The organism is Qipengyuania sp. HL-TH1, from assembly GCF_036365825.1.
Classification (GTDB): domain Bacteria; phylum Pseudomonadota; class Alphaproteobacteria; order Sphingomonadales; family Sphingomonadaceae; genus Qipengyuania; species Qipengyuania profunda.
The window spans coordinates 921,473-935,253 of sequence record NZ_CP142675.1 but is presented as its reverse complement, the minus strand read 5'-3'; the positions used below and the strand labels follow the sequence as shown (position 1 = coordinate 935,253).

Here is a 13,781-nt window from a genome sequence, read left to right as displayed (position 1 = left end):
GAGGAGACAATCGGGATGACCGACGCAGATGCGCGTTCGCAATGGGTAAAACGGCCCGCGGCAGCGACCGAAGGGACAAATTGCCCGCTCGAGGAATACCAGGCGCTCTACGCCCGCAGCATCGAGGACAGCGATGCCTTCTGGGCCGGGCAGGCCCAGCGGCTCGACTGGATCACGCCGCCCAGGACAGTGGCCAACTGGTCCTATGATCCGGTGTCGATCAAATGGTTCGAGGATGGCGCGCTCAACATCTGCCACAACGCTGTCGACCGCCATGTCGCGGCCGGCCATGGCGAGCGGCTGGCGCTGATCTTCGAGCCCGACGATCCCGCAGGCGAGGTCCGCCGGATCACCTATGCCGAACTGCAGGCCGAAGTCATCCGTATGGCCAATACGCTCAAGGCGATGGGCGTCGCCAAAGGCGACCGGGTGACGATCTATATGCCGATGGTGCCCGAAGGCGCCTTTGCCATGCTGGCCTGCGCGCGGATCGGTGCAATCCATTCGGTGATTTTCGGCGGCTTCAGCCCCGAGGCGATCGCCGGCCGGGTCGAGGATTGCGAGAGCGACTGGATCGTCACCGCCGATGAAGGTCTGCGCGGCGGCAAGCGTATCCCGCTGAAAGCCAATGTCGATGCCGCGTTGGACAAGGTCCCCGCCAAGGCGGTGCTGGTCGTGCGCCACACCGGCGGCGACGTGTCGATGACCCCGGGCCGCGACCATTGGTATCACGAGCTTTCGGCGGATGTGGCGAGCGATTGCCCGTGCGAACCGATGAATGCCGAGGACCCGCTGTTCATCCTTTACACTTCGGGTTCGACCGGCAGCCCCAAGGGCGTGTTGCACACCACGGGCGGCTATGCGGTGTGGACCGAGACGACCTTCCGCTATGTCTTCGACTACCGCGAGGGCGAGGTCTTCTGGTGCACGGCCGATATCGGCTGGGTCACCGGGCACAGCTATATCGTCTATGGCCCGCTGTTGAACGGGGCCACCGCGCTGATGTTCGAGGGCGTGCCCAATTATCCCGATCACGACCGGTTCTGGGCGGTCTGCGAGAAGCACAAGGTCAATATCTTCTACACCGCGCCCACCGCGATCCGCGCACTCATGCGCGAGGGCGAGAGCCATGTGGTGAAACACGATCTGTCCGCACTGCGCCTGCTGGGCAGCGTCGGCGAACCGATCAATCCGGAGGCCTGGCGCTGGTATCACGACACCGTCGGCAAGGGTGAGTTACCGGTCATCGATACCTGGTGGCAGACCGAAACGGGGGGCGTGATGATCACCACCCTGCCCGGCGCGCATGATATGAAGCCGGGCAGCGCGGGCCGACCGTTCTTCGGCGTTTGTCCGCAGCTGGTCGACAATGAGGGCGAGGTGCTCGACGGTGCTGCCTCGGGCAATCTGTGCATCACCCGCAGCTGGCCCGGCCAGGCGCGCACGGTCTATGGCGATCACGCGCGCTTCGTGCAGACCTATTTCAGCACCTATTCGGGCAAGTATTTCACCGGCGACGGCTGCCGCCGCGACCGCGACGGCTATTACTGGATTACCGGCCGGGTCGACGATGTGATCAATGTGTCGGGCCACCGCATGGGGACCGCCGAGGTCGAAAGCGCGCTGGTGCTGCACCCGCAGGTGTCCGAAGCCGCAGTCGTCGGCTTCCCGCACGATATCAAGGGTCAGGGCATCTATTGCTACGTCACGCTCAATGCGGGCGAGGTTGCGGATGACGATCTGACCGGAGCGCTACGCGCGCATGTGCGGAAGGAGATCGGCCCGATAGCCACGCCCGATCACCTGCATTTCACCCCCGCACTGCCAAAGACACGCAGCGGCAAGATCATGCGGCGTATCCTGCGCAAGATCGCGGAAAACGAATTCGCTGCGCTGGGCGACACATCGACGCTTGCCGATCCGAGCGTCGTCGATGCGTTGATCGAGGGACGCAAGAACCGCTAGGTCTGCCGCCAGCCAATCGAGCGATATGCGGGAACCGCCCGTATTATCGTTATCGGGTGATTAACCGGGCTTCTGCATAAGCCTCATATGAATGTGGACCGTGCGCAATGTGGGTGGTGAAACAAATCGCCACGCGGTCGCGTGGATCCGATTGGCGTGGCTATTTCCTGATCGCCTGCGTCATTATCCTCGCGCTGCTGCTTGCCGGCACCAGCTGGAGCGCATGGCAATCCTCGATCGAGCGCGCGGCGGCCGAGGCCCGTCAGGATTACACGCTCGAAGTCCTGCTCGAAACCGATCAATTGCGCACTGCCGCACTGCAGCAGATCCGCGGCGGACGCGGATATCTGCTCACCGGCAAGCGCATCTTCCTGACCCCCCATACCGAGGGCAAGCGTAGTGCCAGCGCCGCCTATGACCGGCTGTCGGGCTTGCTGGCAGACGATACCGACCAGGCCCCCCGCATCAGGGCGCTGAAGACCGATCTCGCCCATCTCGACACCGTCATCGGATCAATGATCGCCAGCGCCGCCGACGGACGCCAGGCCGATGCGCTGCGGACCATGCGCAGCGGCAGCGACCGCGACGCAATCGAAGCGATCATACGCACACTCGACGAGATCGAGGGCACCGAGCGCGCCGCACTCGCCACGCGCACGGCGATTGCACAGAGCCGGGCAATCGCCAACGAACGCTACCAATATATGCTCGCGGGTATCGGCCTGCTGCTGCTGTGGCTGTCGATCCTCGCGACGGTCTATGTCCGCAAGGCGCTGGCGCGCGAACATGCAGTGCGGCGCGAGCTCGAACAGTTCGCGCTGACCGATCCGCTGACCGGGCTGCCCAACCGGCGCGCTTTCATGAAAGCGCTGACCCGATCGATGGCCCGGGCCGAAGTGGACCGCGACCGCAAGCTCAGCCTCGCCATTTTCGACATAGACCACTTCAAGCGGGTCAACGATCTGTTCGGCCATCCGGCGGGCGATGCGGTGATCAAGGAAGTCGGTGCACGCGCATCCAGGGCGCTGCGCGAGCGCGATCTGGTCGGACGGATCGGCGGCGAGGAATTTGCCGTGCTGCTCCCCCGCGCCGACATCGAAACCGCACGGTTCGCCTGCGAACGGCTGCGCGAAGCGATCGCCGGGGCGCCCATCGTCCATGGCGATGCGATCATCCCCGTCACCGCCAGCATCGGGATTGCCGAGTTTCAACCGGGCGAAGATAGCGACAATCTGATGATCTGCGCCGACGCCGCGCTCTATGAAGCGAAGACCGGCGGGCGCAACCAGGTTCGGCTCGCCGCCTGAAGGTTGCACATTCCGGCATCGCCGGATTAGGTGGGCCGCATGGCAACACCGCGTATCCTGTTCGTCTGCCTCGGCAATATCTGCCGTTCCCCGCTCGCCGAAGCGGCCTTTCGCGAGGCGGCGCGCGAAGCCGGGCTCGAGGTCGAGGTCGATAGCGCCGGAACCGCCGATTACCATGTCGGCGAGCCACCCGACCCGCGCAGCATTGCCGAAGCGCAGCGGCGCGGCATCGATATCACCGGCTATCGCGGGCGGCAGCTACACGCGCAGGATTTCCATGTGTTCGATCATATCCTCGGCATGGACCGGTCGAACATGACCAATATCGCGCAAGTCGATCCGGGTGACGGCAAGGCCAAGGTCGCGATGCTGCTGGATATCGTGCCGGGCCAGGAGGGCCGCGAAGTAGCCGATCCGTGGTATGGCGAAGCCGACGGGTTCACTGCGACCTGGGCTGAGGTGGATGCCGGTGCCCGCGCGCTGCTTGCGGTGCTGCTCGACCAAACATCCTGACCCTGCGGCAGTGCAGGCGCGCAGCCGCTAGCCGCCGCGTAGCGTCTTCACCCCGAAATCGCGCTCGAACAGATAGAGCAGCACGCGCGCCGCTTCGCCGCGCTTGCCTTCGAGACCGCCGTCGCGCTCGATCAACAACCGCGCATCGTCATGCGCCTTGGGCAATAAGGCGGTGATCTGCTCCAGCGTGGCAACGTTGAACGCGCTGTCGCCCGATTGCCGCGTACCGAGCAATTCGCCGCCGCCGCGAAGGCGCAGATCCTCCTCGGCCAGCAGGAAGCCATCCTGCGTCTGGCGCATCAGCTTGAGCCGTTCCTGCGCGGTTTCCGACAGCGTTTCGCCATGCAGCAGCACGCAAAGGACTTCTCGCTACCGCGGCCCACGCGCCCGCGCAGCTGGTGCAATTGGGCCAGCCCGAACCGTTCGGCCTGTTCGATCACCATCAGCGTGGCATTGGGGACATCCACCCCGACTTCGATCACGGTGGTCGCGACCAGCAGCTTGGCATCGCCGCGCGCAAAGCGTTCCATCGCGGCATCCTTGAGTTCGGGGGCAAGCTGGCCGTGGACCATCACCACATCGTCGCCGAACCGCTCCTTCAGCATGGCATAGCGCGCTTCGGCAGCAGCGATATCCTCGGGCCCGTCCATCTCGCGCACCATCGGGCAGACCCAATAGGCCTGCCGCCCCCCGGCGATCTGCGCGGCCAGCCGCTCGATCAACGCGGGCAATTTGTCCTGCCCCATCACCACCGTGTCGATCGCCTGCCGGCCGGGCGGCAATTCGTCGAGCTGGCTGACGTCGAGCTCGCCATATTGCGCCAGCGTCAGCGTGCGCGGGATCGGCGTCGCGGTCATGGCGAGCACATGCGGCGCGCGCTTGCCCTTGCTGGCGAGCATCAACCGCTGGCCGACCCCGAAGCGGTGCTGCTCGTCGATCACCACCATCGCCAGATTGCGATAGGCGACCTTGTCCTGGAAAATCGCATGGGTGCCGACCACCAGGTCGATACTGCCATCGAGCAGCCCCATCAGCGTCGCTTCGCGCGCGCGGCCCTTGTCGCGCCCCGTCAGCAGCGCGACGCGCGCACCGGTGGGTTCGGCCAGGCGGCGCAGGCTCTCGTAGTGCTGGCGCGCAAGGATCTCGGTCGGCGCGAGAAGCGCCGCCTGCGCCCCCGCCTCGACCGCGATCAGCATTGCTTCGAGAGCGACGACGGTCTTGCCCGCCCCGACATCGCCCTGCAGCAGCCGCAGCATCGGCGCTTCCTGCGCGAGGTCACCTTCGATCTCGGCAATCGAGCGCTTCTGCGCGCCGGTCAGCGGAAACGGCAGGTCAAGCTTGGCGCGATAGCTGCCGTCACCCTGCAATTGCTGGCCCTTGCGCTTGCGATTGTCTGCGCGGACCAGCATCAGCGCAAGGCTGTTGGCGAGCAATTCGTCATAGGCCAGCCGGTCGCGCGCCGTCGCATTCTCGCCCTTGTGCGCCAGCATCAGCGCATCGCGCCAGCTGGGCCAGCCTTCCTGGTCCACTTGCGACGGCTCGATCCATTCGGGCAGTTCGGGGGATCGCGCGAGCGCCTGATCGACCAGCCCCGCCAGCTTTGGCTGCGTCAGCCCTTCGGACAGGCGGTAGACCGGCTCGCACAATCGCTGCAGCGTCTCGCCGCCCTCTTCGACCACATGGTCGGGGTGGACGATCTGGAGCATGTCGCCAAAGCGTTCGAGCTTGCCCGCCACCCAGCGTGTTTCGCCCTCGGGAAGCTGCTTCTTCGCGGTGTAGGAAGCGCGGCCGAAATAGGTCAGCGCGAGCACATTGCCGACCGCATCCTGCGCCAGCACGCGATAGGGCGCGCGCGGCGACCGGCCGCCGCGATGCTCGGTCACGGTCAGCTTGACGACGATCTGCTCGCCCTCGCCCGCCTCGTCCACATTCTCCACTGCGCGGCGCGTCACGAAGCGTTCCGGAAGATGGTAATCGAGGTCGCGCACCCGCGTCAGGCCGAGCTTGTCGAGCGGCTTCTTCAGCTTGGGACCCACGCCGTCGAGCGTCTCGCTTTCGGCGAACAGCGGGTTGAGGATATCGGGGCGCATCGCCGCTTCCTAGCCCAAGGCAAAACGGCCCGTCACCCCCGTGTGGGCGGGCCCCCCGATAAGCTGTCGATATCGCTCGGGCCTGATGTTCGCTGGATCCCTGCCTACGCAGGGATGACGAGGCGAAAGTTTGGCGCTAGTGGACCCACCATGGTCCAAGCCCTGACATTTGAAGGCCGCAAGCAACGCGCCAGGTTCCGCGCCTGGCATCGCGGCACGCGCGAAGCCGATTACATGATCGGCGGCTTCTTCGACCGCTATCATGAAAGCTGGGACGAGGGGGAACTCGCCTGGTTCGAGGCACTGCTCGAACAGGACGATGTCGATGTCATGGCATGGGCGCTCAAGACCCAGCCCACCCCGCCGCCCTTCCAGGGGCCGCTGATGATGGCGATGCAGGAACTCGACTACGTCGATATTCCGCGTTGACGGGCTAGCCACAGCCCCTATCTCCCTATTCGCACACCGCGCACCCCCTTCCCGTCCGGGCAGGGGGCATTCTTGCGTGTGCGGAACGCGCGGCCCCTTCGAACGCTAGGAACACGATGTCCGATCTTTCCAATATCCTGAACGCCCGCGAACCGCTCACGCTGGCGCAGGTGGCACGGGGCGCGCAGCCGCTGGTCCTGGCCGATCTGGCCCGCGCCAGCACGGGGCGCGCGGTGTTCATCGCACCCGACGATGCAGCGATGCGCGGGATCGTCGAGGCGGCGGCGTTCTTCGCCCCCGAACTCGACGTGATCGAATTTCCCGCGTGGGATTCGCTGCCCTACGACCGCGCCAGCCCGGCGCTGTCGATCAGCGCACGCCGGCTGGCCGCGCTTCACCGGCTGCAGACGGGCAAGGCCAAGGCGCAGCTGATCGTTACCACCGCCAACGCCGTTCTCCAGCGCGTGCTCACCCCGTTCCGCATCCGCGAAAGCGTGCGCGAGTTCAAGGTGGGGACCGAGATCGGGCGCGAGAGCCTCGCCGCGTTGCTCCAGCGGCAGGGCTACAGCCGTGCGGACACGGTGATCGACAAGGGCGAATATGCCGTCCGCGGTTCGATCGTCGACATTTTCCCGAGCGGTATGGAAGAGGCGCTGCGGCTCGACTTCTTCGGCGACGAATTGGAGAGCCTGCGCACCTTCGATCCCAATACGCAGATGAGCACCGGGCGGCTCCAGTCGCACCTGTTGCTGCCCGCCAGCGAAGCGCTGCTCGACGATGACAGCATCAAGCGGTTCCGCAGCCGCTACCGCGAGATGTTCGGCGCCAATGCCACGCAGGACCCGCTTTACGAAGCCATCAGCGAGGGGCGTAGGCTGGCGGGGATGGAGCACTGGCTGCCCTTGTTCGAGGACAAGCTGGCCACGCTGTTCGACCATCTCGGCAAGGACGACCTCATCGTGATCGACCAGGCGGCGCTGGCCGCTGCGGACGAGCGCGTGAAGGATATCGGCGATTATTACGACCAGCGCACCGCCATCACTGGACAGGCCAAGGGCAATTACCGGCCCCTGAAGCCCGATGCGCTCTATCTCACTGCGGGCGAATTCAAGGCCGGCCTTGCTGCCGCCCCCGCCCACCGCGCGACGCCTTTCGATGAACCCGAAAGCGCCAAGGTGGTGAATTTCGGCTTCCGCTCGGGCCGCGACTTCGCGCCCGAACGTGCCCGCGGGGACAATGTCTATCCCGTGCTGGCCGACCACCTCAAAGCGCTGGCGAAAGCGGGCAAGCGTCCGCTGCTCGCCGCCTATTCCAAGGGTAGCCGCGCGCGCATCGCCTCGATCCTGGAGGAAGCAGGTACGCCGGTACAGATGGCCGACACCTGGCAGGAAGCGCTGGGCCTCTCGGCTGCGAAGGGATCGGGCGTACCCAGGCCCACGGCGATGATCCTGCCCATCGAAGCCAGCTTCGCCAATGACGAGCTCGAACTGCTGACCGAGCAGGACATCCTTGGCGACCGGCTGGTGCGGCGCAAGAAGAAGCGCAAGGATGCCGACGCCTTCCTCGCCGAATTGCAGGCGCTCAGCGTAGGCGATCTGATCGTCCACACCGAACACGGAATCGGCAAATATCTCGGTCTCGAACCGATCGCGGTGGGCAAGTCCAAGCACGATTGCGTCCAGCTCGAATACAAGGGCGGCGACAAGCTGTTCATCCCGGTCGAGAATATCGACGTCCTCAGCCGCTATGGCTCGTCCGAAGAGGCGGTGCAGCTCGACCGGCTCGGCGGCGAAGCATGGCAGAAACGCCGCGCGCGGCTGAAGGAGCGGATCCTCGAGATTGCCGGCGAACTGATGCAGGTCGCCGCTCAGCGTGCACTGAAGAAAGCCCCCGTGCTGGAGGTGGAGGACGGCCCCTACAACCAGTTCCTCGACCGCTTCCCGTGGGAAGAAACCGACGACCAGGAACGCGCGATCGAGGATGTCCTTGGCGACCTCGAAAGTGGCAAGCCGATGGACCGGCTGGTCTGCGGCGATGTCGGGTTCGGCAAGACCGAGGTCGCACTGCGCGCCGCCTTCGTCGCGGCAATGAACGGCCAGCAGGTCGCGGTGGTCGCGCCGACCACCCTGCTCGCGCGCCAGCATTTCGAGAATTTCGCTGCGCGCTTCAACGGCTTCCCGCTCAAGGTCGGCCGCCTGTCGCGGCTCGTCCCGGCGCGCGAGGTGAAGGAAACGCGCGCGGGGCTGGCCGATGGGCAGGTCGATATCGTCGTCGGCACGCATGCGATCCTGTCGAAGCAGACCAACTTCAAGAACCTCGGACTGGTCATCGTCGACGAGGAACAGCGCTTCGGCGTCACGCATAAGGAAAAGCTCAAGCAATTGCGCGCCGACGTGCATATGCTCACGCTCACCGCCACGCCGATCCCGCGTACGCTGCAAATGGCGATGACCGGGCTGCGAGAGCTGTCGACCATCCAGACCCCGCCGGTCGACCGCCTCGCGGTGCGTACCTATGTGATGGAGTGGGACGACATGGTGATGCGCGAAGCCCTGCTGCGCGAACATCACCGCGGCGGGCAAAGCTTCATCGTCGTGCCCCGGATTTCCGACATGGAAGCCATTTCCGACTGGCTCCACGAGCACGTGCCCGAGGTCAAATTCGTCGCCGCGCATGGCCAGATGGGTGCAGGCGAGATCGAGGAGCGGATGAGCGCCTTCTACGAGGGCAAATACGAAGTGCTGCTGGCGACTACCATTGTCGAAAGTGGGCTCGACTTGCCCAGCGCGAACACGATCATCATCCACCGCGCCGATATTTTCGGCCTCGCCCAGCTCTACCAGCTGCGCGGACGCGTGGGCCGTTCGAAGCTGCGCGCCTATGCCTATCTCACCTACGCCACCGACACGCAATTGTCCGAAGTGGCGGAAAAGCGCCTCAAGGTGCTGGGCGATCTCGACAGTCTCGGCGCAGGCTTCCAGCTTGCCAGTCACGATCTCGACATTCGCGGTGCGGGCAATCTGCTTGGCGACGAACAATCGGGCCACATCCGCGAGGTCGGGTTCGAACTCTACCAATCGATGCTGGAGGATGCGATCCTTGCAGCCAAGGCGGGCGAACTGGGGCTGGAAGCCAAGCCCGAACGCGTCAGCCCGCAGATCACCGTCGATGCGCCGATTATGATCCCCGAGAACTACGTCCCCGACCTCGCGGTGCGCATGGCTCTTTACCGCCGCCTCAACGATGCGCAGGACAAGCCCGAGATCGATGCGCTGGCCGCCGAGATGATCGACCGCTTCGGCGATCTACCCGCTGCCACCGCCAATCTCGTCAAGCTGATCGAGATCAAGCACCAGGCGATCGAGGCCAATATCGCCAAGATCGATGTCGGGGCGCAGGGTACGCTGGTGACCTTCCACCAGGACGATTTCCCCGATCCGGTGGGGCTGCTCGCCTATGTCGACCGGCTGAAGGGCACCGCCAAGCTGCGCCCCGACATGAAGCTGGTCATCAGCCGCGCATGGGGTTCGCCCGAAAGCCGCCTCAACGGCTTGATCCAGCTGACCAAGGGGCTGTCGGGTATCGTCAGGAAATCGCGCAAGCGCGAGAACGCGGGGGCCTAGGTTCCGTCAGGTCAGGCTGAGGAACGCGCTTGCGCTCATCGGCTTGGCGCGCAGGAACCCCTGGTAATATTTACACCCTTCCTTGCGGACGAATTCGCGCTGCTCCTCGGTCTCGACTCCCTCGACCAGCACCTGCAGGTCGAGCGCCTCGGCCATCGCTATGATCGCGCGGATCACCGCCCGGTCGCGCTCGTCGTCCAACACGCCGTCGAGCATCGAGCGATCGAGCTTGAGAGAGTCGATTGGCAGGACCTTGAGATAGCGGAAGTTGCAGAAGCCTGCGCCGAAATCGTCCAGCGCGATGCAGATGCCGAACAGTTTCAACTGTTCGAGCACGCGGCAGACACGGTCGAGATCGGCGAGCAGCACCTGCTCGACAATTTCCAGCGTGATCCGCTCGAGCGGGAAGCCCGTCTTTTCCGCCATCTGTGCAAAATCGATGGCGAAATTCTCTGCCGCCAGATCTTGTGGGGTGATGTTGAGCGACAGCTGCAGGTGCTCGGGCCAGTGCAGCGCCTTTTCCAGCGCGCGCATCACGATATGGCGTGACAGGTGCGCCACATGGTCGGCCCGCTCGGCAACCTGGAACAGCGTCCCGCCGCCAATGCGGCCGATCACCGGATGGTCCCAGCGGGCCAGCGCCTCGGCCCCGATCAACCGGTCGTCGTCGAGCGCGTATTGCGGTTGGAAGAGGATCTCGATCTCGTTGCGGTCGATTGCCGCGAGCAGATCCGCTTCGAGCTGCTGGTTCGAGCGGCCCGAGCGCGCGACATCGCCCGTCGACCAGTCGATCCGCCGCCGCGCGCTGTCGCGCATGCGGGCGGCGACTTCCGACAGGCGATCGAGCACGCTGTCGGGATCGTCGTTCTGGGTCACGCGCATCAGGGCGATGCGCGGCCACAGCCGCAGGCTCGCTCCGCCCTCGGGATTGGCGATCGGCATGCCGATGGCATCGGCCAGCGCCTCGGCCAGCCACTGCCAGCGTTCGCGGCTGCATTCCTGCCGCGCAACGAGGAGGAAATTGCCCCCGCCAAGGCGCGCCGCGGTCCAGGCGCTGCTGCTTTCGAGTTCGTCGCCCGCGAAATGCCGGATGCGCTGCGCCACTTCGACCAGCGCCCCGTCGCCCGCCGATTCCCCGAAGGCGACATTCACCGTATCGATCCGCCCGAGCGTGATCATCATCGCGTGCATGGGGCAGGCGATCGTGTCGCGGGGCCATTCAGCCAGCCAGCGCTCGATCGTCTCGCGCGCCTGGGACTGGTCCGCCAGGCCGGTTAGCGCATCGCGCGTGTCGCCGGTTGTGTCGCTGGGTATGCTGGCCATGTGACAGTCCTTATGAGGCCCGGGGCTAAGCGGTATCAGTTTTTGCAGTGTGTTGCCAAATGGGACGCGCGACCATAGGAAACCCGCGTGCCCGGCGAGCTCGTCCCGGCACGGGAGGATGCGAGGGGACCCATGTCCGAATTCAGCCGACTGGCCTTGCTCGTGTCCGACGCCCCGCGTGCGCAGGAAGCCGCCGACAAGGAATTCCGCGCGGTCGCCGACTGGGTGCCGCTCGAAGAAGCCGATGCGGTGGTCGTGCTCGGCGGCGATGGTTTCATGCTCCAGACGCTGCATGCCATGCTCGACAGCGGCCGGATCATTCCCGCCTACGGGCTCAACCTCGGCACGGTCGGCTTCCTGATGAACCGCAACCGCAACCCCGAAACGCTGCTCAAGCGGATCGGGCGGGCCAAGCGCCACCATATCGCCCCGTTGCGGATGGAAGCGACCACGCAGGCTGGCGCGCAGCACACCTTCTGCGCGATCAACGAGGTCAGCCTGCTGCGTGAGACGCGCCAGACCGCCAAGCTCGAAGTGACCGTCGACGACAAGGTGCGGATCCCCGAGCTGGTCTGCGATGGCGTGTTGCTCGCCACCCCCGCAGGATCGACCGCCTACAACCTCTCGGCCGACGGCCCGATCCTGCCGCTCGATTCGAACCTGCTCGCGCTCACCCCGATCAGCCCCTTCCGCCCGCGCCGCTGGCACGGCGCGATCCTGCCCGACCGCAGCCGCATCACGCTGCGCGTGCTCGAGCAGGAGAAACGCCCGGTCTCGGTCGTGGCCGACCAGCGCGAACTGCGCGATGTGGCGGAAGTGAACCTCGAAATCGCCCGCGACAGCGAATTGACGTTGCTGTTCGACCCCGGCCACGCGCTCGACGAGCGCATCGTCGCCGAGCAGTTCGTGGTCTGAGCGGCACAGCGGAACCGCGGCGCACAATTTTTGCCATTTGCCCGCTTGCCAAACCGTATGACCGCCCATATAGGCGCACCCCTGCCCAGCGGGCTGCTCCCCGATAGCTCAGCGGTAGAGTAGGTGACTGTTAATCACTTGGTCGTTGGTTCGAATCCAACTCGGGGAGCCACTTTTCTCATACATTCAGCAGCAAGCGCCCGCCCACCCAGGCGGTGAGCGCGGCTGTGCCGTAGCGGATCCAGCGTTGCGGCAGGTATTTGAGCGCCAGCAGGCTGCCGATCTGCCCGCCGATCGCGACCGCGACCAGCAGCGGCAGGCCGAAATCGATCGCGGCACCGAGGCGTCCCGTGCCGCCCTTGAGCAATTGCCCCGCCAGACCGAACAGCGAATTGACGAGGATGAACAGGCTCGCAGTCGCGGCAATTGCGCGCGCGCTGTCCCAGCGCGTCAGGTGCAGGAACGGGGCGAGGAATATCCCCCCGCCAATGCCGACCAGACCCGCGAGATAGCCGAGGGGCACCGCCAGCACCGGCATCAGCCGCGCGAACCGCGGCGGCGCTCCCGTCGCCGTATCGCGCGGTCGCAGCAGGAGCGTCAGCGCGGTCAGGACGAGGCTGGCCCCGAGAATGGTGAGGAATGTCGTCTCGTCGATCGGGGTGAGGCCGCCGAGCAAGGCGGCGGGCGCCGCGACCCCCGTCAGCAGCAACGCATTTCGCCACGGCGTTACCTTGGCGCGGGCAAAGCGCAGCGAACTGCCCGCCACCACCACGATATTGCACGCCAGCGACAGCAGCGGAAGCAGGCGATAGTCGATCTCGGCGAGCGCCAGCAGCGCGGTGTAGGTCGACCCGCCACCGAACCCGACGCTGGCATAGAGCAAAGCTGCCACGAAAAATGCGACGACGAGGGAGGCCATGGCGCTCGCCTAGACCGCCACCGCGCAGCGCGCTAGCGTCGCGGCACGGGAGGACGAGGGATAATGCAGGCAGGTAACATCGAACTTGGCGAGGCGCTTGTCCGCGCCGGGCCTGGCGATGCCCGCAGGATCGGCGACATCACCGCCGAGGCCTTCCGCAACGATCCTTTCAACCTCTGGCTGTTCGGCAAGTTCGCCGGGATCCGCAACCTGTTCCACCTGCAGGCGCGGCGCATCTACGTCCCGCGCGGCTATAGCTATTCGCTGGGCGACGAGGGCGCGTGCATGTGGATGTTGCCCGGCGGCGAGGCGAGCTTTTCGCTGCGGGATTATGCCGCTTTCGCCCTCCCCACGCTGTTTCGCTGCGGACCGGGAGCGGTGGCGCGCGGGATCCGTACCGGCGATGCAATGGCGCAGTGCCATCCCGCCTTCGATCACGCCTATCTGTTCAGTATCGGCCTGCGTCCGGCGGCGCAGGGCAAGGGACTGGGGCGCAAGCTGATCCGGCCGGTGCTCGATGCCTGCGACCGGATGCAGCTGCCCGCCTATCTCGAGAATTCGAACCCGGCGAACACCGGCTTCTATACGTCCTGCGGCTTCGAGCCCTTTGGCGTCCCGATCCATCCGGAACCCGGCAGCCCGCCACTGGTACCGATGGTCAGGCAGCCCCGCCGCACCTAGCGGCAGAGCTGCCCCG

9 protein-coding genes, 1 tRNA gene and 1 pseudogene are annotated in these 13,781 nt (G+C 65.6%); 8 read left to right on the top strand and 3 right to left on the bottom strand.

Going from position 1 to position 13,781, the window contains the following annotated elements; genetic code table 11:
* Window positions 1-15: 15 nt before the first annotated feature.
* From acs to VWN43_RS05140, 3 genes are all read left to right on the top strand, one after another.
* Complete coding sequence (acs, locus tag VWN43_RS05150) at window positions 16-1,965, top strand: acetate--CoA ligase (protein WP_320180399.1); 1,950 nt, start codon at window positions 16-18, stop codon at window positions 1,963-1,965.
* Between the two features lie 107 nt (window positions 1,966-2,072).
* Window positions 2,073-3,272: a GGDEF domain-containing protein gene (locus VWN43_RS05145; RefSeq protein WP_320180400.1), complete on the top strand. Its 1,200-nt coding sequence runs from the start codon at window positions 2,073-2,075 to the stop codon at window positions 3,270-3,272.
* A 39-nt stretch (window positions 3,273-3,311) separates the two neighbouring features.
* The gene (locus tag VWN43_RS05140; RefSeq protein WP_320180401.1) at window positions 3,312-3,785 is read left to right on the top strand and encodes a low molecular weight protein-tyrosine-phosphatase; all 474 of its coding nucleotides are present in this window, start codon (window positions 3,312-3,314) and stop codon (window positions 3,783-3,785) included.
* Window positions 3,786-3,812: 27 nt separating this feature from the next.
* On the opposite strand, the pseudogene recG reads toward VWN43_RS05140, so the two are convergent.
* Window positions 3,813-5,875: pseudogene (gene recG / locus VWN43_RS05135) on the bottom strand (ATP-dependent DNA helicase RecG).
* Window positions 5,876-6,025: 150 nt separating this feature from the next.
* Here recG and VWN43_RS05130 point away from each other — a divergent pair.
* The gene (locus tag VWN43_RS05130) at window positions 6,026-6,304 is read left to right on the top strand and encodes an FAD assembly factor SdhE (protein WP_320180403.1); all 279 of its coding nucleotides are present in this window, start codon (window positions 6,026-6,028) and stop codon (window positions 6,302-6,304) included.
* Window positions 6,305-6,420: 116 nt separating this feature from the next.
* A complete protein-coding gene (gene mfd / locus VWN43_RS05125) occupies window positions 6,421-9,927 on the top strand; it encodes a transcription-repair coupling factor (protein WP_320180404.1) in 3,507 nt (1,168 codons plus the stop codon).
* Window positions 9,928-9,933: 6 nt separating this feature from the next.
* Here the strand turns inward: mfd and VWN43_RS05120 are convergent, their stop codons facing one another.
* Window positions 9,934-11,250: a bifunctional diguanylate cyclase/phosphodiesterase gene (locus tag VWN43_RS05120; protein ID WP_320180405.1), complete on the bottom strand. Its 1,317-nt coding sequence runs from the start codon at window positions 11,248-11,250 to the stop codon at window positions 9,934-9,936.
* Window positions 11,251-11,382: 132 nt separating this feature from the next.
* Between VWN43_RS05120 and VWN43_RS05115 the strand changes: the two genes are divergently transcribed.
* Together VWN43_RS05115 and VWN43_RS05110 are read left to right on the top strand one after the other, a co-directional pair.
* The gene (locus VWN43_RS05115; RefSeq protein WP_263606639.1) at window positions 11,383-12,165 is read left to right on the top strand and encodes an NAD kinase; all 783 of its coding nucleotides are present in this window, start codon (window positions 11,383-11,385) and stop codon (window positions 12,163-12,165) included.
* Between the two features lie 97 nt (window positions 12,166-12,262).
* A tRNA-Asn gene (locus VWN43_RS05110) sits at window positions 12,263-12,337 on the top strand.
* Window positions 12,338-12,343: 6 nt separating this feature from the next.
* Here the strand turns inward: VWN43_RS05110 and VWN43_RS05105 are convergent.
* Window positions 12,344-13,084 (bottom strand): sulfite exporter TauE/SafE family protein, encoded by a 741-nt coding sequence (locus tag VWN43_RS05105; protein ID WP_330768285.1) that lies wholly within the window; start codon window positions 13,082-13,084, stop codon window positions 12,344-12,346.
* Between the two features lie 63 nt (window positions 13,085-13,147).
* Here VWN43_RS05105 and VWN43_RS05100 point away from each other — a divergent pair, with 63 nt between their 5' ends.
* Window positions 13,148-13,765: a GNAT family N-acetyltransferase gene (locus VWN43_RS05100; protein ID WP_320180407.1), complete on the top strand. Its 618-nt coding sequence runs from the start codon at window positions 13,148-13,150 to the stop codon at window positions 13,763-13,765.
* Window positions 13,766-13,781: the final 16 nt, after the last annotated feature.